The sequence below is a fragment of the Cryobacterium sp. SO1 genome (genome assembly GCF_004210215.2).
GTDB lineage: Bacteria > Actinomycetota > Actinomycetes > Actinomycetales > Microbacteriaceae > Cryobacterium.
The window spans coordinates 3,854,653-3,880,401 of record NZ_CP067394.1; the positions used below are offsets into that span (position 1 = coordinate 3,854,653).

Annotated in this window: 24 protein-coding genes; 10 read left to right on the plus strand and 14 right to left on the minus strand. The window is 69.1% G+C overall.

Annotated elements, in window-relative coordinates; all coding sequences use genetic code 11:
• Positions 1-6 precede the first annotated feature (6 nt).
• The 3 genes from BJQ95_RS18325 to dnaK are packed head-to-tail and all read right to left on the minus strand — an operon-like array spanning position 7 to position 3,513.
• Positions 7-1,011, minus strand: coding sequence for a DnaJ C-terminal domain-containing protein (locus BJQ95_RS18325; protein ID WP_130176895.1), 1,005 nt, complete (start codon positions 1,009-1,011; stop codon positions 7-9).
• Positions 1,004-1,645: a nucleotide exchange factor GrpE gene (locus BJQ95_RS18330; protein ID WP_130176896.1), complete on the minus strand. Its 642-nt coding sequence runs from the start codon at positions 1,643-1,645 to the stop codon at positions 1,004-1,006. Before BJQ95_RS18330 ends, BJQ95_RS18325 begins: the two co-directional genes overlap by 8 nt.
• Positions 1,645-3,513, minus strand: coding sequence for a molecular chaperone DnaK (dnaK, locus tag BJQ95_RS18335; protein WP_130176897.1), 1,869 nt, complete (start codon positions 3,511-3,513; stop codon positions 1,645-1,647). The genes BJQ95_RS18330 and dnaK overlap by 1 nt, the downstream gene beginning before the upstream one ends.
• Positions 3,514-3,741: 228 nt before the next feature.
• Between dnaK and BJQ95_RS18340 the strand changes: the two genes are divergently transcribed.
• From BJQ95_RS18340 to BJQ95_RS18360, 5 genes are all read left to right on the plus strand, one after another.
• The gene (locus BJQ95_RS18340) at positions 3,742-4,482 is read left to right on the plus strand and encodes a response regulator transcription factor (RefSeq protein ID WP_165384876.1); all 741 of its coding nucleotides are present in this window, start codon (positions 3,742-3,744) and stop codon (positions 4,480-4,482) included.
• Positions 4,479-6,092 carry a cell wall metabolism sensor histidine kinase WalK gene (locus BJQ95_RS18345; RefSeq protein ID WP_256041461.1) on the plus strand — a complete coding sequence of 538 codons (1,614 nt, stop codon included), beginning with the start codon at positions 4,479-4,481 and terminating at the stop codon, positions 6,090-6,092. The genes BJQ95_RS18340 and BJQ95_RS18345 overlap by 4 nt, the downstream gene beginning before the upstream one ends.
• A 62-nt stretch (positions 6,093-6,154) precedes the next feature.
• On the plus strand, positions 6,155-6,649 hold the full coding sequence (locus tag BJQ95_RS18350; protein WP_130176753.1) for a 2'-5' RNA ligase family protein: 495 nt from the start codon (positions 6,155-6,157) through the stop codon (positions 6,647-6,649).
• A 62-nt stretch (positions 6,650-6,711) separates the two neighbouring features.
• Positions 6,712-7,218: a GNAT family N-acetyltransferase gene (locus tag BJQ95_RS18355; RefSeq protein ID WP_130176752.1), complete on the plus strand. Its 507-nt coding sequence runs from the start codon at positions 6,712-6,714 to the stop codon at positions 7,216-7,218.
• 43 nt (positions 7,219-7,261) lie between these two features.
• Entirely contained in the window at positions 7,262-8,590 is a 1,329-nt protein-coding gene (locus tag BJQ95_RS18360; protein ID WP_130176751.1) for an MFS transporter, read from the plus strand.
• Between the two features lie 107 nt (positions 8,591-8,697).
• Here the strand turns inward: BJQ95_RS18360 and BJQ95_RS18365 are convergent, their stop codons facing one another.
• Positions 8,698-8,970, minus strand: a complete 273-nt coding sequence (locus tag BJQ95_RS18365) for a hypothetical protein (RefSeq protein ID WP_130176750.1) — start codon at positions 8,968-8,970, stop codon at positions 8,698-8,700.
• 124 nt (positions 8,971-9,094) lie between these two features.
• Between BJQ95_RS18365 and BJQ95_RS18370 the strand changes: the two genes are divergently transcribed.
• The gene (locus BJQ95_RS18370) at positions 9,095-9,895 is read left to right on the plus strand and encodes an isocitrate lyase/phosphoenolpyruvate mutase family protein (protein WP_130176749.1); all 801 of its coding nucleotides are present in this window, start codon (positions 9,095-9,097) and stop codon (positions 9,893-9,895) included.
• An 83-nt stretch (positions 9,896-9,978) separates the two neighbouring features.
• Positions 9,979-10,848 carry an alpha/beta fold hydrolase gene (locus BJQ95_RS18375; protein ID WP_130176748.1) on the plus strand — a complete coding sequence of 290 codons (870 nt, stop codon included), beginning with the start codon at positions 9,979-9,981 and terminating at the stop codon, positions 10,846-10,848.
• Here the strand turns inward: BJQ95_RS18375 and BJQ95_RS18380 are convergent.
• Genes BJQ95_RS18380 through BJQ95_RS18390 form a run of 3 tightly spaced genes read right to left on the minus strand, consistent with a single transcriptional unit; the run spans position 10,845 to position 13,113 of the window.
• Positions 10,845-11,336, minus strand: a complete 492-nt coding sequence (locus BJQ95_RS18380; protein ID WP_130176747.1) for an FBP domain-containing protein — start codon at positions 11,334-11,336, stop codon at positions 10,845-10,847. The two genes, BJQ95_RS18375 and BJQ95_RS18380, sit on opposite strands and share 4 nt — an antisense overlap.
• Before the next feature lie 8 nt (positions 11,337-11,344).
• On the minus strand, positions 11,345-11,944 hold the full coding sequence (locus tag BJQ95_RS18385) for a TetR/AcrR family transcriptional regulator (RefSeq protein WP_130176746.1): 600 nt from the start codon (positions 11,942-11,944) through the stop codon (positions 11,345-11,347).
• Between the two features lie 50 nt (positions 11,945-11,994).
• Positions 11,995-13,113 (minus strand): DNA alkylation repair protein, encoded by a 1,119-nt coding sequence (locus tag BJQ95_RS18390; protein WP_130176745.1) that lies wholly within the window; start codon positions 13,111-13,113, stop codon positions 11,995-11,997.
• A 567-nt stretch (positions 13,114-13,680) separates the two neighbouring features.
• Between BJQ95_RS18390 and BJQ95_RS18395 the strand changes: the two genes are divergently transcribed.
• Positions 13,681-14,097: a DUF1761 domain-containing protein gene (locus BJQ95_RS18395; protein WP_130176744.1), complete on the plus strand. Its 417-nt coding sequence runs from the start codon at positions 13,681-13,683 to the stop codon at positions 14,095-14,097.
• 105 nt (positions 14,098-14,202) lie between these two features.
• On the opposite strand, the gene BJQ95_RS18400 is transcribed toward BJQ95_RS18395, so the two are convergent.
• Genes BJQ95_RS18400 through BJQ95_RS18415 form a run of 4 tightly spaced genes read right to left on the minus strand, consistent with a single transcriptional unit; the run spans position 14,203 to position 19,738 of the window.
• Positions 14,203-15,927, minus strand: coding sequence for a biotin carboxylase N-terminal domain-containing protein (locus tag BJQ95_RS18400; protein ID WP_130176743.1), 1,725 nt, complete (start codon positions 15,925-15,927; stop codon positions 14,203-14,205).
• Positions 15,924-17,663: an urea amidolyase family protein gene (locus tag BJQ95_RS18405; protein WP_240694639.1), complete on the minus strand. Its 1,740-nt coding sequence runs from the start codon at positions 17,661-17,663 to the stop codon at positions 15,924-15,926. The genes BJQ95_RS18400 and BJQ95_RS18405 overlap by 4 nt, the downstream gene beginning before the upstream one ends.
• Position 17,664: 1 nt before the next feature.
• Entirely contained in the window at positions 17,665-18,450 is a 786-nt protein-coding gene (locus BJQ95_RS18410; protein WP_130176742.1) for a LamB/YcsF family protein, read from the minus strand.
• Between the two features lie 16 nt (positions 18,451-18,466).
• The gene (locus BJQ95_RS18415) at positions 18,467-19,738 is read right to left on the minus strand and encodes an NRAMP family divalent metal transporter (protein WP_130176741.1); all 1,272 of its coding nucleotides are present in this window, start codon (positions 19,736-19,738) and stop codon (positions 18,467-18,469) included.
• Between the two features lie 212 nt (positions 19,739-19,950).
• On the opposite strand from BJQ95_RS18415, the gene BJQ95_RS18420 reads away from it, so the two are divergent.
• Together BJQ95_RS18420 and BJQ95_RS18425 are read left to right on the plus strand one after the other, a co-directional pair.
• Entirely contained in the window at positions 19,951-20,619 is a 669-nt protein-coding gene (locus BJQ95_RS18420) for a GntR family transcriptional regulator (protein ID WP_130176740.1), read from the plus strand.
• An 83-nt stretch (positions 20,620-20,702) separates the two neighbouring features.
• Positions 20,703-21,476: an isocitrate lyase/phosphoenolpyruvate mutase family protein gene (locus BJQ95_RS18425; RefSeq protein ID WP_130176739.1), complete on the plus strand. Its 774-nt coding sequence runs from the start codon at positions 20,703-20,705 to the stop codon at positions 21,474-21,476.
• A gap of 123 nt (positions 21,477-21,599) precedes the next feature.
• On the opposite strand, the gene BJQ95_RS18430 is transcribed toward BJQ95_RS18425, so the two are convergent.
• From BJQ95_RS18430 to mmsA, 3 genes are all read right to left on the minus strand, one after another.
• The gene (locus BJQ95_RS18430) at positions 21,600-22,709 is read right to left on the minus strand and encodes a sugar-binding protein (RefSeq protein WP_130176738.1); all 1,110 of its coding nucleotides are present in this window, start codon (positions 22,707-22,709) and stop codon (positions 21,600-21,602) included.
• A gap of 126 nt (positions 22,710-22,835) precedes the next feature.
• Positions 22,836-24,146, minus strand: coding sequence for a multiple monosaccharide ABC transporter permease (gene mmsB / locus BJQ95_RS18435; protein WP_130176759.1), 1,311 nt, complete (start codon positions 24,144-24,146; stop codon positions 22,836-22,838).
• Positions 24,147-24,184: 38 nt separating this feature from the next.
• Complete coding sequence (mmsA, locus tag BJQ95_RS18440; RefSeq protein ID WP_130176758.1) at positions 24,185-25,705, minus strand: multiple monosaccharide ABC transporter ATP-binding protein; 1,521 nt, start codon at positions 25,703-25,705, stop codon at positions 24,185-24,187.
• Between the last annotated feature and the right edge of the window lie 44 nt (positions 25,706-25,749).

The following is a 25,749-nucleotide window of genomic DNA, read 5'->3' on the forward strand; positions in this document are numbered from 1 at the left end:
TTGAGCTCAGCCCTTGGCCCTGGCGAGGAGTTCGTCGCGCGGGTTCTCCTTGGGCAGCGCCTCGTTGAACGCGAGCAACTTCTCCTCGGCGTCTTTCGACAGGTGTGACGGCACGGCCACCTGAACCTCGGCGAGCAGGTCGCCGGTGCCCTTCGGGGTGACCACGCCGCGGCCCTTGACCCGCAGCACCCGCCCGCTGGGGGTACCGGGGGCAACCCGCAGCTTCACCGGGGGCCCACCCAGGGTGGGCACCTCGATGGTCGCGCCGAGCGCGGCCTCGGCGAAGGTCACCGGCACGTTCACGCGCAGGTTGAGACCATCACGTTCGAAGACCGGATGCTTGCGCACGGTCACGGTGAGCACGATGTCGCCATGCTCGCCGCCATCCGGGCTGGGTTGCCCCTGCCCGCGCAGCTTGATCTTCTGACCGTCGGCGACGCCCGCGGGAATCTTGACCTTGATCGGCCGACCCTCCTGCGTCTGCAGGGTGATCTGATCGCCGTGGGTGGCGGTGATGAAGTCGACCGTGGTCGACGCGATCACGTCGCGCCCCCTGGTCGGCCCGCCGGCGCCCCGGAAGCCGCCGGTGGAGGTGCCGAACCGGCCACCGCCGCCTTGAGCCCCGCGGCCGAACATGCCGCCGAGGATGTCGTCGAAGCCGGCCTGCTCGTAGGAGTAGCCCTGTTGCCGGGCTCCCCCGCCGAACATGCCGCCGAAGACGTCGTCGAAGCCGCCCTGCTGGCCGCCCTGGCCGGGGGCGGTGAAGCGAGCTCCACCGCCCATGGCGCGCACGGCGTCGTACTCCTTGCGCTGTTCGGGGTCACCGATGACCGAGTGGGCCTCGCTGATCTCCTTGAACTTCGCCTCCGCCGCAGGGTTACCCGGATTGGAATCCGGGTGGTACTTGCGGGCGAGCTTGCGATACGCCTTCTTCAGTTCGGCCGCCGAGACGTCTTTTGACACCCCGAGAACCTTGTAGAAGTCCTTGTCGAACCAGTCCTGGCTAGCCATCGCTCGGTACCTGCACGACGACCTTGGCTACCCGCAACAGCGAGGATCCGAGGTAGTAGCCGGTCTCGACGACGTCGCCGACGGTTTCCACGTCGATGTCAGGAGTGGGCATCTGGAAGATGGCCTCGTGCACGGTGGGGTCGAACACGTCGCCGACCGAGCCGTACGGCTTGAGGCCGATGCGCTCGGTGCTGGCGCGCAGCTTCGCGGCGATGGTCGCGAAGGCGGTGTCGCCCTCGAGGTCGCCGTGCTTCTCGGCCCGGTAGAGGTCGTCGAGCACCGGAAGCAGCACCTTGACGACCTCGCCGGTCACGCGCTCGCGCTCGATCTCCCGGTTGGCCTCGGTGCGCTTACGGTAGTTGGCGTACTCGGCGGTGACCCGCTTGAGGTCTGCCAAATGCTCGCTGGAGGGGTCTGAGGCCTCGAGGTCGGCCGCGTCCAGGATGTCCTGCACGGTCAACTCGTCTTCCTCGATGCCCTCGGCAGAGGCGGCGTCGGTGGCCTCCGCGTCAACGAACTCGGCCGGGGCGGCCGGGTCCGCCCCGGCCGCCGCGGGGGCACCCGATTCGGGTGCTCCCGCAGCAGCAGCGGCGTCTTCAGGACGGTTTTTGTCCGGACGGTTGGCGTCTGTCATTACTTCTTCGCTTCGTCCTCGTCGTCGACAACCTCGGCGTCGACAACGTCTTCGTCGGAGTTGGCCGACTCGGCGGTGGGCTCGGTGGGCTCGGACGCGCCGGCCGCGGCATCCGCCTGGCTGGAGGCGTAGATGGCCTCGCCGAGCTTGCCCTGGCTTTCGGTGAGCTTGTCGAATGCGGTCTTGACCGCGTCGTCGTCGTCGCCGGCGAGGGCGGACTTGAGGGCGTCGACGTCACCCTGAACCTCGGACTTGACCTCCTCGGGGAGCTTCTCGTCATTCTCCTTGATCAGTTTCTCGATCGAGTAGGCGAGCTGCTCTGCACCGTTGCGGGTCTCTGCGGCCTCGCGGCGGCGCTTGTCCTCTGCGGCGTGCTCTTCACCCTCGCGCACCATGCGCTCGATGTCTTCCTTGCCCAGCGCGGTGCCGCCGGTGATGGTCATCGACTGCTCCTTACCGGTGCCCTTGTCCTTGGCGGACACGTGCACGATGCCGTTGGCGTCGAGGTCGAAGGTGACCTCCACCTGCGGGATGCCGCGCGGCGCCGGTGCGATGCCGGTGAGCTCGAAGGTGCCCAGGTTCTTGTTGTCGCGGGTGAACTCGCGCTCGCCCTGAAAGACCTGGATGGCCACGGACGGCTGGTTGTCGTCGGCGGTAGTGAACGTCTCGCTGCGCTTGGTGGGGATGGCCGTGTTGCGCTCGATGAGGCGCGTCATGATGCCGCCCTTGGTCTCGATGCCGAGGCTCAGCGGGGTGACGTCGATGAGCAGAACGTCCTTGCGCTCGCCCTTCAGCACGCCGGCCTGGAGTGCGGCGCCGACGGCGACGACCTCGTCCGGGTTGACGCCCTTGTTCGGGTCCTTGCCACCGGTCTCGGCCTTGACGAGCTCGTAGACGGCGGGCATGCGGGTGGAGCCACCGACGAGAACGACGTGCGCGATGTCCTCGACCTTGACGCCGGCTTCACGGATGACGTCCTGGAAGGGCTTCTTGGTGCGGTCGAGCAGGTCTTCGGTCATCTTCTCGAACTGGGCGCGGGTGAGCGTTTCGTCGAGGTTGGCCGGGCCGTTCTCCGTGAGGGAGAGGTAGGGCAGCTGGATGCTGGTGGACATGCTCGAGGAGAGTTCCTTCTTGGCCTGCTCCGCGGCTTCCTTGAGGCGCTGCTTGGCGATCTTGTCCTTGGAGACGTCGACGCCGGTGGAGTCCTTGAAGCGCTTGATCAGGTGATCGACGATGCGCTGATCCCAGTCGTCGCCGCCGAGGCGGTTGTCGCCGGCGGTCGAACGCACCTGGATGGTGCTGAAGTCGTCGTCCTTGCCCACCTCGAGGAGGGAGACGTCGAAGGTTCCGCCACCGAGGTCGAAGACCAGGATGAGCTCGTCCTCCTTGCCACGGTCCAGGCCATAGGCCAGGGCTGCCGCGGTGGGCTCGTTGATGATGCGCAGCACGTTGAGGCCGGCGATCTCACCGGCTTCCTTCGTGGCCTGGCGCTCGGCGTCGTTGAAGTACGCGGGAACGGTGATGACGGCATCCGTCACCTTGTCGCCCAGGTACTGCTCGGCGTCGCGCTTGAGCTTGGCGAGGATACGAGCGGAGATCTCCTGCGGGGTGTACTTCTTGTCGTCGATGCCGACGGTCCAGTTCGTGCCGACGTGGCGCTTGACCGACGAGATGGTGCGGTCCACGTTGGTGACGGCCTGACGCTTGGCGGTCTCGCCGACGAGTACTTCGCCGTCCTTGGTGAATGCCACGACGGAAGGCGTGGTGCGGAAGCCTTCAGCGTTTGCGATAACGGTGGGTTCTCCACCCTCGAGAACGGCCACCACCGAGTTGGTGGTTCCGAGGTCAATGCCGACTGCACGAGCCATGTGAGAGTATCTCCTTCAAAGTGTGGGTTCAAGACCTATTTCTAAGACTTGAGTGTTGCTGGCTCAAGTGTGGCACCGCCCGAAAACCGAGTCAAGCTGAGGCCGGCAAAGTTGAGCCGCGGAGGCTCAACTCTCAGCATTCTCCCAAGTAAGGGGGAGGACAAGATGGTGGGACAATAACGTGTGCCGCCCTCTCCGTCCCCCTCCTCCGATCCCTCCGCGGACTCCGTGCGCCGGCGGGCGGTGCTGGCGAAGCTGCCCCGGATCTCCAGGCTGGACGGCTCGGCCATCCGGGTGCTGCTCGTCGACGACGAAGACACCCTCACCAACCTGGTCAGCCTGGCGCTGAGTTACGAGGGCTGGATGGTCGACGTGGCTCACACCGGGCAGGCGGCCCTGCAGTCTTACCGGGACAACCGGCCGGACGTGGTGATCCTCGACATCATGCTGCCGGACACCGACGGCCTGAGCGTGCTGCGGCACCTGCGTTCGGCAGGCTCCACCACGCCGACCCTGTTCCTCACCGCCAGGGACTCCGTGGACGACCGCATCATCGGACTGACCGTAGGCGGTGACGACTACATGACCAAGCCGTTCAGCCTGGAGGAACTGGTGGCCAGGCTGCGCGGGCTGCTCCGCCGCGCCGTGCGGGCCGTGCCCGACGAGCAGGTCGCGCTGATGGTGGGCAACCTGACCCTGGATGAAACCAGCTACCAGGTGCGTCGCGGCGAGACCGACATCATGCTCACCACCACCGAGTTCGACCTGTTGCGCTTCTTCATGCGCAACCCCATGCGGGTGCTCAGCCGGGCCCAGATCCTCGACGAGGTCTGGAATTACGACTGTGCCGGCCGGGCCAGCATCGTGGACCTCTATGTGTCGTACCTGCGCAAGAAGATCGACGCCGAGCGCACGCCGATGCTGCACACCGTGCGCGGCGTCGGCTACATGCTGCGGCCCGCGGAGTGAGCACGGTCGGGTCGGCGGCGCCCGAGCGCGGCCCGGCGCCCTGGACGCTCCGCCGCCGCCTGGTGGTGGGAATCGCCGGCGTCGTGGCCGCCGTGCTTCTCGGCACGGGCCTCTTGAGCATCGTCGTGCTGAGCACTTCAACGAACACCGTGGCCGACACCCAGCTCACCGCCTCGTTGTCGGCGTTGAGCCGGTCGGTCGACAAGTACCGCGGACCCTCCACCGCCGGCGGTCGCGAGCACGTGCACGACCACAGCGTCGACGGCTCGGTCAAGAGCTTCGTCGACTTCGTCGGGCACGGCCGCGGCACCGTGATTGCGGTCGTGTCCGATGGCACGGTCGCCGACTCCGCCCTGTTCTCGGATACCGGTGCCGTCGCGCTGACCACCGAGGTGACCCGGGCGATCGAGCTGGTGGCCGCCGACCCCGACGTCACCGAGGCCAATCACAGCCTGGACCTGGGCGAGCTCGGGACCTACCGGGTCGCCACGGTCGTCAACGACGGCGAGCTGCTGGTGGCCGGTGTGCCGCTTGAGGCCGCCGAAATGGCGCTGCTGCGCCAGGGCCTGGGCATTGCGATCTTCGCAGTGCTGGCGCTGGCCGGCACCGTGGTGGGCACGATCCTGGTGGTGCGCCTGGCACTTCGCCCGCTGGCCCGCGTGGTCGACACGGCCGTGGAGGTGACCGCGCTGCCGCTGGACGTGGGCGACCACGGCATCTCCACCCGCGTCGCGGCCGCCGACACCGACCCGCGCACCGAAGCGGGCATGGTGGGCGAAGCCCTCAACCAGCTGCTCGACCACGTCGACACGGCGCTCAGCGTGCGGGCCGCGACCGACCGGCGTATGCGCCGGTTCGTGACGGATGCCTCCCACGAGTTGCGCACGCCGCTGGCGGCCATCCAGGGGTACGCCGAACTGACCCGCCAGGACAGTGCCGAGCTGCCCGAGATCACCGAGTACTCGCTGGCCCGCATCGAATCCGAGGCCAGGAGGATGAGCTCGTTGGTGAGCGACCTGCTGCTGCTCGCCCGCCTCGACGAGGGCCAGGACCTGCACGTTGAAGACGTGGACCTCGCCGACCTGCTGCTGACCGCGGTGAACGACGCCAGGGTCTCGGCGCCGCTGCACACCTGGCTCGCGGACGTACCGGACAGCGCTGTGGTCGTGCGCGGCGACCGGGAGCGGCTGCACCAGCTGGTGGCGAACCTGCTCTCCAACGCCCGGGTGCACACCCCGCCCGCCAGTACCGTGTCCACCCGGCTCCGGGTGGGCGCACCGGGCATGCCCCTGCAGCTGAGCGTGCAGGATGACGGGCCGGGCATCACCGACGCCCTGCTAGCGGTGGTCTTCGAGCGATTCGCCCGCGGCGACGCCTCCAGGGCCCAGGGCTCAGGCGGCACCCGCAGCACCGGCCTCGGCCTGGCCATCGCCCTGTCGATCGCCGAGGCGCACGGCGGCACCATCCGGGCCTACTCCGCCCCCACCGGCACCGCCCCCGCCGGCACCGCCCCCGTCGGCACAACCCCCGCCGGCACCACCTTCACGGTCACCCTGCCCACCCCCGCCCCTCATCCCTCATCCCCTCCCTCCCCCTCCCGCGAACTGTGAGGTAAGCCCCGAAAAGCGCGGGATTCTGGGGCTTAAGTCACAGTTCGCGTAGCGTTTGGGGCATGCCCCGCCTGGTTGTAGTGCTCCCGGTCGAGCCGTTGCGGGTGGGTGAGCGCTTCACTGTGGCCGAGTGGCCCCTGCACGTGACGGTGCTGCCCCCGTTTCTCACGGATGCCGCCCCCGGCGACATCATCCACGCCATCCGCGCCGCCGTTCTCGGCCGGGAATCCCTCACCGTCGTCGCCGGCGAAGACGCGCTGTTCGGCCGGCGGCACAACATCCCCGTCACGCTGATGCTGCCGCACGACGGTCTCACCGGGCTGCACCGCACCCTCGTCGCGGCCCTCCGCCCGTTCGCCGCCGAGCCCGACGAGCGCGCGTGCACCGGCAGCGGCTTCCGCGCCCACGTCACCCACAAACCGCCGGCCCGCCTCCACCCCGGCGCCCACGTCACCCTCACCCAGCTCGCCCTCGTGGACATGCTCCCCCGGGCGCACACCTCCGGCCGCACGGTCCTCGCCACCCACGCCTTCTCCGCCCCGCGAACTGTGAGCTAAGCCCCGAAAAACCCGGGTTTTCGGTGCTTAAGTCACGGTTCGCGGAACGGTAATTTGGGGGAATGGAAATACGGGAGGCCCGCGAGGGCGACTGGTCCCAGATCTGGCCGTTCTTGCGGGACGTCGTGGCGGCGGGCGAGACCTACTGCTGGCCACGCGACACCTCCGAGGAGGCCGCGAAGGCCTGGTGGATGGCCAAGCCTGGCGGCCGGGTCTTCGTGGCCGACGACGCCGGACGGGTGCTCGGCACCGCCGAGCTACACCCCAACCAGCCGGCGGCCGGCGGCCACGTGTGCAACGCCGGATTCATGGTGGCCCAGCAGGCCGCCGGCCGCGGCATCGGCTGGGCCCTGGCCGACCATGTTCTCCAGGAGGCCCGGAACGCCGGCTTCCGCGCCATGCAGTTCAACGCCGTCGTCGAGACCAACCACAACGCCGTGAGCCTCTGGCAGTCGCTGGGCTTCAGCGTCCTCACCACGGTTCCCGGCGCCTTCCGGCACCCGGTGCATGGCTTCGTGGGGCTGCACGTCATGCACCGGTCCCTCAAGGCGGAGACGCACGGCGCCTAACATCCGACGCCCATTGTTCACCGCCCGGCCGTAGGGTGAACGCATGACCGAGACACTCGACGGCAAGGGAGCCACCCACACCGGCTCAGCGCCGACTCCCACCCGCGGCGCCGTGCTGGCCTGGAGCCTGTGGGACTGGGGCTCGGCCGCGTTCAACGCCGTGGTCACCACCTTCGTCTTCGCGGTGTACCTCACCGGGTCGTCGTTCGGTGACGAGGACGCCGTGGCCGCCCAACTGGGCTGGGCGCTCGCGATCGCCGGGTTGATCATCGCCGTGCTCGCACCGGTCACCGGCGCCCGTTCCGACTCCTCCGGCCGGCGCAAATTCTGGCTGGGAGTGAATACCTGCATCGTCGTGGCGCTCACCGCCGGCATGTTCTTCGTGCTGCCGAGCCCCGAATACCTGCTGCTCGGCCTGGTGCTGCTGGCCGCCGGCAACGTGTTCTTCGAACTCGCCGGGGTGAGCTACAACGCCATGCTCGCCCAGGTGTCCACGCCGCGCACCATCGGCAAAGTCAGTGGCTTCGGCTGGGGGATGGGCTACATCGGCGGCATCGTGCTGTTGCTGATCGTGTACTTCGGCTTCATCAGCCCCGAGGTGGGCCTGTTCGGCGTCACCAGCGAGAACGGCCTGGCGGTGCGGGTGACCATGCTCATCGCCGCCGCCTGGTTCGGCCTGTTCGCACTGCCGCTGCTGCTGCGGGTGCCCGAGTACCGGGCGCCGGATGCCGCGGCGCGCGCCAAGGTGGGCTTCTTCCAGTCCTACGTCGAGCTCGGCCGCGACGTGGCCAGGCTCTGGAAGACGAACCGCCAGGTGGTCTACTTCCTCGTCGCCAGCGCCATCTTCCGCGACGGCCTGGCCGGCGTGTTCACCTTCGGCGGCGTGCTCGCGGCCTCGGTCTTCGGCTTCTCTCCCGGCGAGGTGATCATCTTCGCCATCGCCGCGAACGTGGTCGCCGGCATCGCCACCATCAGCGTGGGCGTGCTCGACGACAGGCTGGGTGCCAAACCCGTCATCGTCACCGCCCTGGTGGGCCTCATCATCAGCGGCAGCCTGGTGTTCCTGCTGCACGACGGCGGCCAGATCGTGTTCTGGACCGCCGGCCTGGCGCTGTGCCTGTTCGTCGGCCCGGCGCAATCGGCCAGCCGCACCTTCCTGGCCCGGATCATCCCGGCCGGCCGTGAGGGCGAGGTCTTCGGCCTGTACGCCACCACCGGTCGCGCCGCGAGCTTCCTGGCGCCCACGGCGTTCGCGCTGATGGTGACGTTCTTCGGCGCAACCTACTGGGGCATCCTGGGCATCGTGCTGGTACTTGTCATCGGCCTGCTCCTGCTGCTACCGGTGAAGGCCAGGCAGAACCAGATGGGCTGAGCCGGGCTCGGTCAAGTGGGCGGCGGATGCGTTCCGGCCGCCGGTCCCCAAACGAACACGGTGGACACGGCACAAATTGCATACACCGGCGACGACGACCGGCCCGGCTAGAGGTCGAGATCGTCAGCGGCGAGCCACGGCACCGGCACCGGCACCGACGGGTCGATGATCGCGCTCGGGTCCACCACGTGGGTCTCCAACACCAGACTGAGGCCCGGCGACACGAGCACCTGAACGCTCACCTCGCCGACGACGGGCAGGTCGACCATGCCGCCGCCCTGACGCACGGCGGCCGTGAGAGTGGCCGCGAGCTCTGCGATATCGCACGAGGAACGCAGACGAAACAGGCGCTCGCCGAGTGTGAGGGTATGCGCCTGCATGAAGCCTCCCTCGGTCGCCCCTCGGGCGAGGGTTAGAGTCCGTACGTGTATACACGTTGACGGGACACCGTCATTGTCTGAAAACCTCCAGCTTTCACCCCGCCGCAGCGGGCACACTGGACCGATGACAACCACACTGCTCCAGAAAGCCGAATTCCTCAACGCCCTGCACGTGCCAGGCACACCGCTCATCGTCACCAATGTGTGGGACGCGATCACCGCGAAGATCGTCGCAGAAGCGCCCGGCGTGAAGGCGCTGGCCAGCGCGTCGCACTCGGTCTCCAACGTGCGCGGCCTGCAGGACGGCGAAGGACTCAGCGTCGACGAGGCCATCATCGCCGCCCGGATCATCACCGGCGCCACCGACCTGCCTGTCTCGATCGACTACGAAAAGGGCTACGCCGCGGATGCCGCGGGGGTGGCCCGGAACGTCCGCCGCCTGATCGAGGAGGCCGGGGCAGCCGGCATCAACCTTGAAGACTCGGTGGGCGCCGCGAAGGCCCCGCAGTTCGACATCCCGACCGCGGCCGCCCGGGTTGCCGCGGCGCGTGAGGGCGCTCAGGCGGCGGGGGTGCCTCTGGTGATCAACGCCCGCGTCGACACCCTCGCCGGTGGCGGCGACTGGGCCGAGGCCGTCGAGCGCGCAAACACCTATCTCGACGCCGGTGCCGACGTGATCTTCTTCCTCGGCCTTTCCGACGAAGACAAAGTCAAGCGCGCCCTCGACGAGGTGAACGGTCGCATCTCCGTGATCGGGCACCCCGGCGCCGTGCCGCTGAGCCGACTGGCCGAACTCGGCGTCTCCAGGGTGAGCTTCGGCCCCGGCACCCTCGGCCTCGCGCTGGCCGCCCTGCAGCGTGCGGCGACCACCCTCACCGGCCTGGGCGACTACCCGGAGGACCTCGGCTTCCCGTTCGAGCTCTAGACCCGTTCCGCCGCCGCCCGTTCCGCCCAACGGGCGGAAGTGACAGGACGCCCATCGGCAATCTCGGGTGGCTAGGGTGAGGCATGCCCACCTTCGCCAGCCACGACGGCACCGCCCTGCACTACGACCTGCTCGGCCAAACGGCGCCGGGCGCGGCTGACCGCCCGCCGGTGATCGTGCTGGCCGGCGGGCCGGCGCGGCATCCGGTCTACCTGGGCGATCTGGCCGGGCTCAGCAACGCGCGCACCCTGGTGGTGCTGCACCAGCGGGGCGTGGGCGACTCGCCGCCGTCGCCGACCGCGGCCGCCGCGACCTGGCCCGAACTCGCCGACGACGTGGAGGCCCTCCGCCGCCACCTGGCTCTGCCGGCGATCGAGCTGCTCGGCCACTCGGCCGGCACCCGGGTGGCGCTCTCCTACGCCGCTCGGTACCCGCAGCACCTGACCAGTCTGTGCCTCATCACCCCGCCGGTGCAGTGGATCCGTTCCAGCCCCGACGACAGTCCAGGCATCATCGCCGCCCACCGGGACGAGCCCTGGTACGCCGACTACGTGGCGCACCGACTGGCGGCGACGGCCGCGAAGAGCGCCTCAGCCCTCAACCACCTCTTCCCCTATCTGGCCCCGATCGCCTGGGCACGGTGGACGCCGGCCGCCCGGCAGCACGAGGCGACGGGCGCCTGGCATCCCGCCGCGCAAGACCGCTTCTTCGCGGATGCCGACACCACCGGCATCGTCGACGGCCTGGCGCAGGTGCACTGCCCGGTGCTGATCATCGCGGGCGCCGCGGACGGGCTCACCGGGCACGCCCCGGTGCTGGCGCTGGCCGGGCTGTTCGCCGACGGCCGGGCCGTGAGCATCGCCGACGCCGGGCACTACCCGTGGGTGGAGCAGCCCGCCGCGTTCACGGCGGCCCTGGCCGGCTTCTACCCCGCGGCCGCAGCGGCTGCTTAACTCGGGGCGAGGATCTCCTTGGCGAACCCCGCGGAACGCTCCCGCAGCATGGTCATCCGCTCCTCGCGCGCGGCGTCGACATCGAAGCCGATGTAGGCCATGGACGGCAGCTTCCGCACGTTGACCGAGCATTGGAACTCAGCGCAGATCCAGATGGCGACGGTGTCGCCGTTGCGACCGGCCGCACCGGCCCGCTGCGCGCTGAAGAGCACCACGTCGTTGGGCAGCTTCACATCGCGGCACCACGAGCACTGGGCGCGGCGCGGCGGAGACGCATCCGCCTGGCGAAGAACCAGGCCAACCGGCTCGCCGTCGACGGGCACAACCACGTAGGAGCGGCGCTTCATCTTGGGGTCCACCCAGCCGAGGTAGTCCAGCTGGGCCCAGTCGGTCGTGTCGAGGCCGGCCGGCAGGGTGATGTCGGACACGACCTTGCGGGAGGCGTTCACGAAGGTGGTCTTGATGATGGAGGTGTTGAGGGGAAGCATGTGGGGTCTCAATCGGTGGTGGGGTCTGGATGCTGCGGGTGGGCCCTGGGCCAGTTCCGCAGCGACGTGTCGATGGCGTCGAGCACTCTGCTCCAGCTGGCGGCCGCGGAGGGTTCGGAGTGGTCGAAGCCGCCGCCGGACTCGAGCGCGACGAAGCCGTTGATGGCGCTGCCGAGCAGCCGCACCGCGTGGACCTCGTCGTTCGGGCAGAGGCCGTAGCCGCTCACGATCGCCCGGGCTGCCCGGGCGATGACCCGGCCCGCGCCGCCGTCGGCGGCCGCCGCCGAAACACGCCGCTGCGCCGCCTGCCACCGGCCGGGGTGGGCGGTGGCGAAGTCGCGGTGGGTGTCGGCGAAGGCGAACAGCGCCTCTCGACCGGCTTTGCCGGGCAGCGCCTCGGCCAGGTCATCGGCCAGTTCCTGTAGCGCGAGGGCGGCGGTGAGGTCGAGCAGGCCGTCGAGCCCGGTGATGTGTGAGTAGATACTGGCCGGGCGCACGTCGAATCGGCGGGCTAGGGCCGACACCGTCACGGCCGGCAGGCCGGCCTCGTCGGCGAGGTCGGCCGCGGCCTGCACCAGCTTGGCCTCGGTCACTCCTGGGCGCTTCACGAACACTCCTATGGTTTGTAGTCAATAAACTACACACTATAGGAAAAACGTCAGGCCGGCGCGTCTGGATCCGGCAGCAGGACGAATTCCGCCCGGCCGGACGCCACCCCGTTCACCTGCACCACGAGGGCGTGCACGCCCGGGTGGTAGCGCCGGGTGGTGATCGTGCGGAACGAGTGTGACCGGGTGAGCTGCACGGCCTCGCCGGGTGCCAGGGTCACCGTGGTGAGCTTGAAGGTCTTGCCGGTGAGGCTGCCGTTGGCCTTCTGGTGGTGCATCACGTAGTCCACGGCCAGCCGGGCCGGCTCGGCGCCGGTGTTGTGAATGTCCACGGTGAAGCCGATCGTGCCGCCGAAGACGAGCGTGTCGGCGTCGAGCACCGGGCCCGCCACGTGCACCTCGGCCGGGTGGAAGCCCAGCTGCGCCAGCGCCTGCGGGTTGCCCTTCTTGACCAGGGTGCGGAGGGCATGCCGCACCAGCCGGGCGGTGTTCTCGTCGGGCGCTTCCAGCCAGGCGGCGGTGGTGGCGGTGACCAGCTCGGGCTGGTGACGGCTGAGGTCGTTGAGGTGGTTGGCCACCGAGCGGCGCACCACCTCGTTCTCGTCGCGGTAGAGCGCGTGCAGCACGGGCAGGGTCAGGCTGGGCTCGGCCAGGATCGCGGGCACCCGGATCGCCCAGGGCAGGAACGGCCGGGTGCCCTCTGAGGCAAGTCGGCGCACATCAGGGTCGGGCGAACCGGTCCATCCGAGCACGATCGGCAGGGCCCGGGCGAGGTTGTGGGCAAGCAGCAGCCGGATGGCGAACTCCGAGGTGAGCCGCGGCGTGAGTTCGGCGAGCATCCGCAGACCGTCATCGAACGCGGCGTCGGTGCCGGCGTCGATGGCCTTGACCGCTATCGCGCCGGTGACCGGCCAGATCAGCCAGCCGCCAAACGGCAGGGCGCCCGCCGCGGCGGTGCGGATGGTGGCCGCGAACGAGTCGTAGTCGCCGGGCAGGTCGGCCAGCAGGGCGTCCCGCAGCAGGTCGCTCCGCTCCCGCAGCGACAGCGGGCCGAGCGCATCGGCGGCGCCGGGCAGGGCAGCGAGCGGGGCCTCCGGCGCGGCGGCCTGGATCGCCGCGGCGAGCGCGCGGGCGGTGGCTACTCCGATGAGTTCGTCGGCGAAGGGCATGGGACTCCAGATACTCGGCGGCGCGGTTCTCTCCAGCGTGGCACACCGGCTGACCGGCACCGGCGGTGCTTGCCAGCGGCCGGTCAGTTTCGGCGGAGTTTTTCACGACTCGCCGTGTTTTCGGGCCGCGCAGGCGGTGTTTCCCGAAAAACTCCGCTTTTACGCTCCGGCGCTCGAGCGCCGCGGCCGGGCGCGATGACCAGTCCGATCGCGCCGGCTCCGAGCAGGAGCCCCGCGAGGGTGGCGGGCGTGAACGGGTCGACGAACAGCCGCGTGCCGGCAGCGTCGACCGTATCCTCGCGGTGTTCGACATCTGGGCCCGATGGGGCAGTGACCAATTCACCGACCAAAAGGTCTCGACGACGTCGCTCACCGCGCCAGCCGGCGCAACCCATTCGGCCGAAAACCTGGACGGGTTCGACGGGAAGAGCACGCCTGAGCGCTCGGCTGCATCGATCCTGCGGGTCATGTCGTTCATCGTGGCGCGATTCTGCAATACCGGGCGGGCTCGGGAGAGAAACGTTGAGCAGGTAGAAGTGTCACTCCCGACTGCAGATTGGAACGAGCATGATCACTCTCATCGACATCAATTGGTGGGCCGTGCTGCTCGCCGCGTTCGGATACTACCTACTCGGGGCACTGTGGTTCACCCCGCTCTTCGGCCGCGTCTGGGACCGTTCCATCGGCTACGACAGATCGGCCGACACCGGCCGGTTCCCACCCGCCTATTACGTGGTTCCCCTGATCGGCGCGGCGATCGGCACCCTCGTCGTCGCCGTCTTCACGGCACTGATCGAACCGGACGCCGTGGTGGGTTCAGCCGCGGTCGGGCTGGGGATCGGCGTGGCGATAGCCGGCGCCACCCTCACGAACGCGCTGACGCCGCACACCCCCAGGCCCTACCTCTTCGCCGCGATCACGGCGGGCTATCACCTCGTCGGCTGCACTCTCGTGGGAGTGATCCTCGGCGCGTTCGCCGGCTAGCTGCGCACGGCGCCCGCTTATTGGGAGAAAGTGAGTTTTCTAGGACGCAATTGCCGAAAGCATCCTTGCAATCTCACTTTCTCCTCTTTCGCGTGCGAGCCCGGGTCAGTCGAGCGTGGCCAGCTGCTGCCCCGCGGCGAGGAAGTCCCCGGGCACACAGAGGTGGCGCAAAGTGCCCGGACCGGTGGCCACGATGGTGGTCTCCATCTTCATGGCCTCCATCACCACCACAGGGTCTCCCTCGGCGACCTCGGAGCCGTCGCCGATCAGCCAGGTGATCAGCGTGCCGGCCATCGGGGCCACCAGCCCGGCAACGGATGCCGCGGGGGCCGCGGGGGTTCTGGCGCTCGCGAGCGCGGCGACCGGGAGGGCGGCCGGGGTCGAGCCGGCGGGCATCCGCAGGGTGTGCCGGCGGCCGTCGATCTCGATCCAGCTGCTGGTGACGCCGGGCTCGACCGGTTCGGGCCGGAGTGTGTCGGCCGGGATCCGCTCGGCGAAGACCGTCTCGATCCACTGGGTGTGCACCTTGAGGGCCTCCCCGGTGAAGTCGTCGTCGCGGAGCACCGCCCGGTGGAACGGGAGCACCGAGGCGACGCCCTCGAGCACGAACTCGTCCAGGGCGCGGCGGGCGCGGCGGATGGCGATCTCGCGGGTGGGCCCGGTGACGATGAGCTTGGCCATCATGGAGTCGAAGCGGCCGGAGACCAGCGTGCCGGTTTCCACCCCGGAGTCGACGCGGATGCCGGGCCCGGTGGGAGGTTCGAACCGGGTGAGCAGGCCAGGGGTGGGCAGGAAGCCGCGCGCGGCATCCTCGGCGTTGATGCGGAACTCGATCGAGTGCCCGGTGGGCGCCGGAGTGGCCTGCACCGACAGCGGCAGGCCCTCGGCGATACGCAACTGTTCGGCGACGATGTCGACACCGGTGGTCTCCTCGGTGACCGGGTGTTCCACCTGCAAGCGGGTGTTCACCTCGAGGAACGAGATGGTGCCGTCGACGCTGAGCAAGTACTCCACGGTGGCGACGCCCCGGTAGTGCGCGGCGGCGCAGATGGCGGCGGCCGAGCCGTGCAGGCGGTCCCGCTGCTCGTCGGTGAGGAAGGGCGCGGGGGCCTCCTCGACGAGCTTCTGGTTGCGGCGCTGCAGCGAGCAGTCCCGGGTGCCCAGCACCACCACGTTGCCGTGGCTGTCGCTGAGCACCTGCACCTCCACGTGCCGGGGCGCGTCGAGGAACTGTTCGACGAAGCATTCGCCGCGGCCGAACGCGGTGACGGCCTCACGCACGGCGGCGTCGAACTGCTCGGCCACCTCGTCGAGGCTGCGGGCCACGCGCATGCCGCGGCCGCCGCCGCCGAATGCCGCCTTGATCACGATGGGCAGACCGTGCTCCTCGGCGAACGCCACGGCCTCGGCCGCGGTGGCCACCGGGTCGGGGGTGCCGGCCACGAGGGGTGCGCCCACGCTGGCGGCCAGCCGGCGGGCGGCGATCTTGTCGCCGAGCAGGTCGATGGCCTCGGGGCTCGGGCCGATCCAGGTGAGATCGGCCTCGATCACCCGACGGGCGAAGACCGCGCTCTCGGAGAGGAATCCGTAACCGGGGTGCACGGCGTCGGCGCCGCTCCTGGCAGCACGGGCGATGAGCTTCTCGGCGTCGAGGTAGGTCGCCGCCGGGCTGTCGCCGTTCAGGCCCCAGGCCTCGTCGGCGAGGCGCACGTGCAGCGCGTCCGCGTCGCTGTCGGCGTAGACGGCCACGGTGGCCAGGCCCCGGTCGGCGCAGGCGCGGATGATGCGCACGGCGATTTCGCCGCGGTTGGCGATCAGGACTTTCTTCATGGTGTGACCTCGGGGGTGTCTGCGGAGTACTCGTCGAATGGACCGATGGGGGTGAACCGGATGCGCGCGCCCGGCGGAAGCTGCCCGGCGAGCGGCAGGTGGTGGGTGGCGACCGACCCGATCACGGGGTACCCGCCGGTGAGCGGATGGTCGGCGAGGAACAGCACGGGCTGCCCGTTCGGCGGGATCTGGATGGCGCCGGACACGGTGCCCTCGCTGGGCAGCTCGGCGTCGACGACGCGGGTGAGCGACTCGCCGTCCAGGCGGAGGCCCACCCGGTTGGAGCGGGAGCTGACCAGCCAGCTCTGCCCGGTGAGAGCGCCGATGGCGTCGCCGGAGAACCAGTCGGTGCGGGGGCCCAGCACGACGTCGAGCACCACCTCGGCAGGTGCGTTGCCGGGCACGGTGCCGAGCGCGCTGCCGACCGGGTCGGCCGTGCCGCCTTCGGGCAGGGCGACCGCGGCGAGGCCGCGCGCGGCAGTGCCGACGGGGAGGACCGTTCCGGCCGTGACCGGCGCCGGGCCGAGCCCGGCCAGGACGTCGGTGGAGAGACTGCCGAGCACGGGCTCGAGGGCGAAGCCGCCGCGCACGGCGAGGTAGCTGCGCAGCCCGGCGGCCGGGCGGCCCACGACGAGTTCCTCGCCCGCACCGAGGGCGAACGGGGCGCCGAACGGGGCGGTGCGGGTGCGGGTCTCGGCGCCGGAATCCGTGGCGGCAGCGCGCTCGTCGGCAGCGTCGCTCCCGGCGCCGGCGGGCAGAACAGTGCGGATGCTCAGCGGCACGGGCGCCCCGGTGACGGCGAGTACCTGTTCACCGCGCGCCCGGAGCCGGAGCCCGCCGAAGGTCGTCTCGAGGGTGGCCGCCCCGCTGTCGTTGCCGACCAGCCGGTTGGCCGTGCGCAGCGACACCGGGTCGAGGGCGCCGGAGCTGGAGACGCCCATGCTCGCGTAGCCGGGCCGGCCGAGGTCCTGCAGCAGGGTGAGCATACCGGGGTCGAGGATCTCGAGAGCGTGCCCGGCCTCGGCCGCAGCCGGGGAGGTGTGGGTTGGCGCGGCCGAAGCCAAGTCACCAACGGCGGTCTCGCCGGAGACCGTCACGCGGGCCCGCCCGCCACCGGCCACGTCCACGAAGCGCACCCGGTCGCCGGGCAACAGCAGGGCGGGGCGCTCGCGCGACAGGTCCCACATCCGGGCCTCGGTGGTGCCGATGAGCTGCCAGCCGCCCGGGCTTTCGCGCGGGTAGACGCCGCTGAAGGTGCCGGCGAGGGCCACCGATCCGGCGGGGATGCGGGTGCGGGGTGAGCCGCGGCGCGGCACGTCCAGGGCCGGGTGGCCGCCGGAGAGGTAGGCGAAGCCTGGGGCGAACCCGGTGAACCCCACGGCGTAGTCCGCCGCCGTGTGTAGCCGCACCACCTCGGCGGCGCCGATTCCGAGCAGCCCGGCGACCTCGTCGAGGTCTTCTCCGTCGTAGGTCACCGGGAGCCCGATGAGCGAGCCCTCGCCCGCGACCCGGCCGCCCAGGTCGCGGGAGCGCACGGCCCGCACGATCTGCGCCGGGCTCACGGCGCTCGGCCGGTAGAACACCAGCAGGGTGCGGGCGCCCGGGATGAGCTCGCCGGTGCCGAGCACCGGATCGCTGCTGAGCGAGTCGAACAGCGCCAGGGTCGTGGGCAGGTCGTCCAGCTCGATCAGCAGCGCGTCGTCGCGCACGGGGAGGAACCGCATGGTGCCGCTCACCCTAGGAGGCTCGCCCGGCGCCCGACCGTGGGGCGAACGCGGTGATGTTGATGGCTGCCGCGGTGAGGGCGGCACGCACCTGCCGGGCCAGCTCGGTGGCGCCCGGGCTGTCGCCGTGCACGCAGATCGAGTCCGCCGCCACGGTGATGGTGCTGCCGTCGATGGCGGTGAGGGTGCCCTCGGTGGCCAGCTGCACCATGCGCGCGGCCACCAGCTCGGCGTCGTGCAGCACCGAGCCGGGCTCCTTCCGCGACACCAGGGTGCCGGCCGGGGTGTAGGCCCGGTCGGCGAAGGCCTCGGTCACGCTGCGGAGGCCCGCCTTCTCCGCCGCCCGCAGCACCTCAGAGCCGGGCAGCCCCAGGATGGCCAGGGCCGGGTCGATCTCACGGATCGCCGTCACCACATCCTGGGCCTGACGCGCGTCGTGCACGATCGTGTTGTAGAGGGCGCCGTGGGGCTTCACGTAGGTGACCGTGGTGCCGGCCGCCCGGGCGATGCCCTGCAGCGCGCCGATCTGGTAGATCACGTCGGAGATCAGCTCGGCGCTGGAGACGTCCATGTTGCGCCGGCCGAAGCCGGCCAGGTCGCGGTAGCCCACGTGCGCGCCGATCGACACCCCGGCGTCCCGGGCGCCGAGGACGGTCTTGCGGATCCCCTGCGGGTCGCCGGCGTGGAAGCCGCAGGCGATGTTGGCGCTGGTGACGATGCCGAGCATCTCCAGGTCGTCGCCGAGGCTCCAGCGGCCGAAGCCTTCGCCGAGGTCGCTGTTGAGGTCGATGATGCTCATGAGGTGCCCTTTTCGGTTAGACGGCCAGCAGCGAGAAGATCGGGCCGACCGCCATCACGGCCATGTACCAGGTGACCAGCGTGGCCAGGGTGCCGATGATCAGCAGCCACTTCGGGTAGCGGTAACCGTTCATCAGGTCGCCGCGGAACCAGCCGATGTACATGAAGATGGTGAGGCCGATCGGCAGGATCAGGCCGTTGAACCCGCCGACGAACACCATCAGGGTGGCCGGGGCGGTGCCGATCAGCAGGTAGACCGCGAGGGAGACGACGATGAAGACGATCGTGGCGAAGTCGGCGGCCCGGCCGACGATCTTCTGGGAGAACACCGGCAGGAACGACACCGAGGTGTACGCGGCGCCGATGATGCTGGTGATCGCGGCGATCCAGAAGATCGCGCCGAAGATCCGCAGGCCCGCTTCGCCGGCTGCGGCCTGGAACGCCTGGGCTGCCGGGTTGGCCGCGGCACCGGAGGTGTCGATGACCACGCCGCCGGCGACCACGCCGAGGATCGCCAGGAACAGCACGTAGCGCATGATGCCGGTGACCAGGATGCCGTTGAAGGCCGCGCGGGAGACCTCCTTGACGTGCTCCACCCCGGCGGTGCCGCTGGCGAGCAGACGGTGGGCGCCGGCGTAGGTGATGTAGCCGCCGACGGTGCCGCCCACGATGGTGGTGATGGTGGCGAAGTTGATCTCGTCGGGCAGCACGGTCTGGCGCAGCGCATCCCCGATGGGCGGCTGGGAGATGAACGCCACGATCACGGTGAGCAGGATCATGACGAGCCCGGCGATGACCACGACCCGGTCGACGACAGCGCCGGCCCGCTTGGCCAGGAAGATCGCGATGGCGAACAGGGCGCTGAGCAGCCCGCCGATCTTCGCGTCGAGTCCGGTGAGCACGTTCAGGCCCAGACCCGCACCGGCGATGTTGCCGATGTTGAAGACCAGTCCGCCGAGGATCACGAGGAACGCGAGCACGAAGCCGCTGCCCGGGATCGCGAGGTTGGCCAGCTCGGGGGCGCGCTTGCCGCTGACCGTGATCATGCGCCAGACGTTCAGCTGCACGGCGAAGTCGATCAGGATCGAGGCCAGGATGCCGAACGCGAACGCGGCGCCCATCTGCGCGGTGAAGGTGGCGGTCTGGGTGATGAAGCCGGGGCCGATGGCCGAGGTGGCCATCAGGAACAGGGCCCCGATCAGGGCGGTGCGGCGGCTCTTGGCGACGCTGCGGATGCCGGCCTTTTCGGTGGGTTCCGCGGATGCGGTGGTCTGGGTGGGGTCGGTCACGGGCACATCCGTTTCGTCGGGGGGAAGGATCCTGCGGGTGTATTGCTACTCGCGGGGATCGGAACCCCACGCAACGAGCCTAAGCGCGTGAACGACAGGTTAGCGATTGTTGAACAATCAATCGAGTAAATAGTGTGTTTCAGTCATGTTTCGGTGAACGGAGGCCAGAGCATCGCTGCCGGGGCCTGGGCCGGTTTGGGTAGAGTGTCGTCGTGGCTCAACTCGATGATGCGGAAGACAGCAACTCGCGCGCCGACCAGGCCGCCGAGAGGCTGCGCCGCCTGCTCATCGCCGGGGACCTGGTGCCCGGCCAACGCCTGTCCGAAACCGCCGTCAGCGAGCGGCTCGGCGTCTCCCGCAATACCCTGCGCGAAGCTTTTCGCATGCTCACCCACGAGCGCCTCCTCGTACACAAGCCGCACGCCGGTGTGTTCGTGGCGGTGCCGTCGCTCGCGTCGATCATCGACATCTACCGGGTGCGCCGAATGATCGAGTGCCAGGCGCTGCGCTCCTCCCCCGCCCGGCACCCCGCGAGTCGCCGGATGCGCGCCGCCGTGGAGTCAGCCCAGGCCAGCCGCGAGGCCGACGACTGGCTCGCCGTGGGCACGGCGAACATGGAGTTCCATTCCGCGATCGTGGCCCTGGCCGACAGCGACCACCTCGACCGGCTGTACGCCAACATCTCCGCCGAGCTGCGCCTGGCCTTCGGGCTGCTCGACGACCCGGACTACCTGCACCGGCCGTATGTGGACCGCAACACGGCCGTGCTCAAGCTCTACCTGGCGGGCGAGGCGGCGCAGGCCGCAGCCGTTCTGGAGGATTACCTGCTGCTCTCCGAGCGCACGATCGTGGCCGCCTACGCCCGGCAGCTTCCGGCCTGAGCCCGCGCTGCGGCCCCTCTTGCGCGCGGGCTGCACGCTAGTAGCGTGGCAGCAGGTATAGCCGCCACGGGACGGGAACGAGAATGGACACTTTCCGGGAACTCCACCACGCCGATGCGCCCTTGCTGCTGCCCAATGCCTGGGATGTCGGCTCCGCCCTGGCCTACGTGGCGGCAGGTTTTCCCGCGATCGGCACCACCAGCTTCGGTCTGGCCGCCGCCGCCGGCCTGCCCGACGGCGGTGGCTCCACCCGGGCGGCAACCGCGGCCCTCGCGGCGCTCCTGTGTCGCCTTCCCGTGCACATCACCGCCGACATCGAGGACGGTTACTCCGACGACCCGGCCGAGGTCGCGGACGTCGTGGCCGAGCTGGCCGCCCTCGGTGTGGTCGGGGTCAATTTGGAGGACAGCAGGGACGGGCACCTGGTGGATCCGACGGTGCTTGCCGCCAAGGTCGCCGCGATCAAGCGACACAGCCCGGATGTCTTCGTGAACGCCCGGGTGGACAACTTCTGGTTCGACGAGGAGGCCACGGTGCAGGCCGTTTTGCTCCGCGCCCTCGCCTACGCCGACGCCGGGACCGACGGGGTCTTCGTCCCCGGAGTGACGGACCCGGTGGACATCCGGAGCATCACCGCCGGCATCGGCCTGCCGGTCAACGTGCTGGCGCACCCCACTTTGACGGTGGCGGAGCTGGGCGCCCTGGGCATCCGCCGCGTGAGTTCGGGGTCGCTGCCGTACCGTGCAGCCGTCGATGCGGCGGTGAACGTCGCCACCCTGCTCCGCGACAACAAGCGGACGCCGCCCGCGACGTCCTACTGGGAGATGCAGGCCCACCTCGAGGGCTTCAGCGAGTAACGGCGTCACACCGAATTGGGACGAGGATCATCACCGACGGACCGCGGGGATGCCCACCGTGGGTGCACACGCAAAACCGGCCGGCCCCACGGGGCCGGCCGGTTTCGTTGTGAGAAGGGTCCGCTACTTGGTGAGTGCTACCAGGTCGGGGTTCTCGGCGTACGCCTCGGCGGCGTTGTCCGCGGTCACGATGACCGGCGTGAGCAGGTCGGCCGGGACGACCTTGTTGCCGTTGTCGTACGACTCGGTGTCGTTGACTGTGGGCTCGTCACCGGCCTGCAGTGCGGTGGCCATGGCGATGGCTTCCTTGACCAGCGCGCGGGTGTCCTTGTAGATGGTCGAGTACTGCTCGCCGGACATGATCAGCGGGATGGACGCCGCTTCGGAGTCCTGACCGGTCACGACGGGCAGGACGGCCTGACCGGCATCCTTCACCGAGGTGATGATGGCGCGGGCGAGGGTGTCGTTCGGCGACAGGACGCCGTCGACGGCCTCGGCCTGATAGGTACCCTGCATGAGGGTGTCCATGCGGCGCTGGGCGTTCTCCGGCTTCCAGCCATCGGTTGCCGTCTGGGCGATGTCGGTCTGGCCGGAGACGACCTTCAGGGTGCCATCGTCGATCTTCGGCTGCAGCACGTCCATGGCGCCGTCGAAGAAGACCGCGGAGTTCGAGTCGTCGGCGGAGCCGGAGAAGAGCTCCACGTTGTAGGCGGTCTTGTCCGGGAACTTCGCCGCCATGCCGTCGAGGAGGGCCTGACCCTGGAGCTGGCCGACCTTGAAGTTGTCGAACGCGACGTAATAGTCCACGTCGTCGGTGTTCAGGATGAGACGGTCGTACGCGATGACGATCGCGCCGGCTGCCTTGGCCTCTGCCACCTGGGTGCCGAGCTGCGCGCCGTCCTTGGCGCCGACGATGATGACCTTGGCACCGTTGGTGACCATGGTCGAGATCTGCTGCTGCTGGTCGGCGACAGCGTTGCTGGCACCGGCGTACTGCACGTCGCCTTCGAATCCGGCGTCGGCGAGCCCTTCCTCGAACAGGCTGCCGGCCAGAACCCAGTTCTCACTGGTCTTGTCCGGGAGGGCGACACCGATGAGCGAACCGGCGTCGAAGCCGCTGGTGGTTTCCTCGGTCCCGGTCTCGGCACCGCGACCGGTGTCGGAGGAACAGCCGGTGAGGCCGAGCGCCGCGACTGCCATGATGGCTGTCGTGGCGAAAAGGATCTTCTTCATTGGGATCTCTTTCTTTTCTGTATGTGGTGCTGTGAGTGGTGCTGAAGGGTGGTGCTGAAGGGTAGTGCTGTGGGTAGTGCTGGTCGCCCGCTGAGCGGCTGAGCGCGGCGGGGATCAGCGTGGAAGCTAATTCTTGAGGTCGGCCGGCACCACAGTGTCGGGGGTTCCGCCACCCGGGGTGACCTGGCTGGATGTGGGCTCCTCGGCCAGCTTCTGGCCGCCCCGACCACCCTGGTTACGCGTCATCAGTCCGATGATCGACGGGCGTCCCTGCGACTTGTTGAAGACGTCGACGCCCACGGCGATCAGGAGAACGAGGCCCTTGATGATCTGCACGAGGTCGGACGAGATGCCCTTGAGCGCCAGTCCGTTCGACAGCACAGCCATCACCAGTCCACCGATGATGGAGCCGGCGACGGTGCCGATGCCGCCCGAGACCGCCGCACCGCCGATGAACACGGCCGCGATCGCGTCGAGCTCCCAGCCGGTGCCGTCGAACGGGCCGGAAGCCTGGGAACGAGCGACGAAGATCATGCCGGCAAGCGCGGCCAGCACCGACATGTTCATCATCACGAAGAAGTTGACCCGCCTCGAGTTGACGCCTGACAGCTCGGCAGCGTGCTTGTTGCCGCCGACAGCGTAGATGTGCCGGCCGATGGTGGTGCGGTTCGTGAGGAACGAGTACGCCACGACGAGAACGGCGAGGATGATGCCGGAGACCGGGAAGCTGGTACCGACGCGGCCGGTGGCGAACAGGAAGGCCGCCACCAGGACCACCCCGCCGAGAATGACGATGCGGGCGATGCTGATCCAGGCCGGCGCGGAGGCCGCTCCCATCACCGCGCGGGTGCGGCGTCCGCGCACCTCGAGGCCGATGAGGATCAGCACGACAACGATTCCCAGGAGCATGGTGAGGTTGTTCACGCCCAGGTTGGGGCCGAATTCGGGCAGGTAGCCCTTGCCGATGACCTGGAACCCTGCGTCGACCGGCACGGTGGCCGAGTCGCCGATGAACTGGTTGCCGCCGCGCCAGATGAGCATGCCGGCCAGCGTCACGATGAACGCCGGAACGCCGATATAGGCCACCCAGAACCCCTGCCAGGCGCCGATGAGGCCACCCACAACAAGTCCGAGGATGATGGCTGCCCACCACGGAAAGTTCCAGTCCTTCATGGCCAGAGCAACGATGATGCCGGTGAACGCCGCGACCGAACCGACCGAGAGGTCGATGTGGCCGGCGATGATCACCATCACCATGCCGATCGCCAGAATCAGGATGTAGGAGTACTGCTGCACGATGTTGATGATGTTGCCGGGCTGGAGGGTCTTACCGCCCGTCCAGACCTGGAAGATGATGATGATCGCGACGAGGGCGCCGAGGATGCCGAACTGCTTGAGCGACCCACCGCCGCCGAACAGACTCTTCAGGTCACGGATGTCGAATCCGCTGCGCTTGTCAGTATCGGGTGCGCTCATTACGCGACTGCTTTCTGTGAGGAGGAGGTCATGCTCCGCATAAGGGTTTCGGGATCGGCCTGGGCGACCGGGAGTTCGTTGGTGATCTTGCCTTCGAAAATCGTGTAGATGCGGTCAGAGACACCGAGGAGCTCAGGCAGCTCTGACGAGATCATGATGATGCCCGTGCCCCGTGCGGCGAGGTCGCGGATGATCTGGTACACCTCGGCCTTGGCACCCACATCGATGCCGCGCGTCGGTTCGTCCAGGATCAGCAGGTCGGGATCGGTGAACATCCACTTGGCCAGCACAACCTTCTGCTGGTTGCCGCCGGAGAGCTTGGTCACCCCCTCCTCAACGGTGGGCGTCTTGATGCGCAGGCTCTTGCGGTACTGCTCGGAGACCTGCGCCTCCTCGAGTTCGTTCACGACGACGCCGCGAGAGATCTTGCTGAGCTTGGCCGAGACGATGGACCGCTTGATGGTGTCGAGCAGGTTGAGGCCCAGGGACTTGCGGTCTTCGCTGACGTAGGCGATCCCGTGCCCGATCGCCTCGGCGACGGTACGCAGCTTGATCTCTTCGCCGTCCTTGAACACCTGGCCGGAGATGAACTTGCCGTACGAACGGCCGAACAGGCTCATCGCGAGCTCGGTGCGCCCGGCGCCCATGAGGCCGGCGAACCCCACGACCTCACCGCGACGAACGGTGAAGCTCGAGTTCTTCACCACCTGGCGCTCGGCGGTGAGGGGGTGCTGCACAGTCCAGTCGCGCACCTCGAAGAAGACCTCGCCGATCTTGGCGGTGTGTTCGGGGAACCGATTGCCCAGCGTGCGCCCGACCATGCCGCGGATGATGCGGTCTTCGTCGACTCCGTCCGCCACCACGTCGAGAGTTTCGATGGACTTGCCATCGCGGATGATGGTGATCTGGTCGGCGATCTGCTCGATCTCGTTGAGCTTGTGGGAGATCATGATCGACGAGATGCCCTTGCCCTTGAGGCCGCGGATCAGGTCGAGCAGGTGCTGCGAGTCGCTCTCGTTGAGGGCGGCGGTGGGCTCGTCCAGAATGAGCAGCTTCACGTTCTTGTTCAGCGCCTTGGCGATCTCCACCAGCTGCTGCTTGCCGACACCGATGTTCTTCACCTGGGTGTCCGGGTCGTCGTCGAGCCCGACGCGGGCGAGCAGCTCGACTGCCCGGCGCTGGGCGTCGACCCAGTTGATGATGCCCCGGCGGCCGGGCTCGTTGCCGAGGAAGATGTTCTCGGTGATCGAGAGCTCGGGGATGAGCGCGAGTTCCTGGTGGATGATGACAATGCCGGCGGCCTCGCTCTGCTTGATGTCACGGAAGCGCACCACCTGGCCTTCGTAGACGATGTCGCCGTCGTAGGTGCCGAAGGGGTACACGCCGGACAGCACCTTCATCAGCGTGGACTTGCCGGCCCCGTTCTCGCCGCAGATCGCGTGGATCTCTTCGGCCCGCACGGTGAGTGACACCTTGTCGAGGGCTTTGACACCCGGGAACTCCTTGGTGATGGACCGCATCTCCAGGATGGTGGGGTGAGCGCTGTGAGCCGTCTCCACGTCTG

Bases quoted from the DNA above. Each gene is read 5' to 3' on its own strand.
- BJQ95_RS18325 (WP_130176895.1), bottom strand. From the start codon at position 1,011: ATGGCTAGCCAGGACTGGTTCGACAAGGACTTCTACAAGGTTCTCGGG.
- BJQ95_RS18330 (WP_130176896.1), bottom strand. From the start codon at position 1,645: ATGACAGACGCCAACCGTCCGGACAAAAACCGTCCTGAAGACGCCGCT.
- dnaK (WP_130176897.1), bottom strand. From the start codon at position 3,513: ATGGCTCGTGCAGTCGGCATTGACCTCGGAACCACCAACTCGGTGGTG.
- BJQ95_RS18350 (WP_130176753.1), top strand. From the start codon at position 6,155: ATGCCCCGCCTGGTTGTAGTGCTCCCGGTCGAGCCGTTGCGGGTGGGT.
- BJQ95_RS18355 (WP_130176752.1), top strand. From the start codon at position 6,712: ATGGAAATACGGGAGGCCCGCGAGGGCGACTGGTCCCAGATCTGGCCG.
- BJQ95_RS18360 (WP_130176751.1), top strand. From the start codon at position 7,262: ATGACCGAGACACTCGACGGCAAGGGAGCCACCCACACCGGCTCAGCG.
- BJQ95_RS18365 (WP_130176750.1), bottom strand. From the start codon at position 8,970: ATGCAGGCGCATACCCTCACACTCGGCGAGCGCCTGTTTCGTCTGCGT.
- BJQ95_RS18370 (WP_130176749.1), top strand. From the start codon at position 9,095: ATGACAACCACACTGCTCCAGAAAGCCGAATTCCTCAACGCCCTGCAC.
- BJQ95_RS18375 (WP_130176748.1), top strand. From the start codon at position 9,979: ATGCCCACCTTCGCCAGCCACGACGGCACCGCCCTGCACTACGACCTG.
- BJQ95_RS18380 (WP_130176747.1), bottom strand. From the start codon at position 11,336: ATGCTTCCCCTCAACACCTCCATCATCAAGACCACCTTCGTGAACGCC.
- BJQ95_RS18390 (WP_130176745.1), bottom strand. From the start codon at position 13,113: ATGCCCTTCGCCGACGAACTCATCGGAGTAGCCACCGCCCGCGCGCTC.
- BJQ95_RS18395 (WP_130176744.1), top strand. From the start codon at position 13,681: ATGATCACTCTCATCGACATCAATTGGTGGGCCGTGCTGCTCGCCGCG.
- BJQ95_RS18400 (WP_130176743.1), bottom strand. From the start codon at position 15,927: ATGAAGAAAGTCCTGATCGCCAACCGCGGCGAAATCGCCGTGCGCATC.
- BJQ95_RS18410 (WP_130176742.1), bottom strand. From the start codon at position 18,450: ATGAGCATCATCGACCTCAACAGCGACCTCGGCGAAGGCTTCGGCCGC.
- BJQ95_RS18425 (WP_130176739.1), top strand. From the start codon at position 20,703: ATGGACACTTTCCGGGAACTCCACCACGCCGATGCGCCCTTGCTGCTG.
- BJQ95_RS18430 (WP_130176738.1), bottom strand. From the start codon at position 22,709: ATGAAGAAGATCCTTTTCGCCACGACAGCCATCATGGCAGTCGCGGCG.
- mmsA (WP_130176758.1), bottom strand. From the start codon at position 25,705: ATGCGGTCCATCACCAAGGAGTTCCCGGGTGTCAAAGCCCTCGACAAG.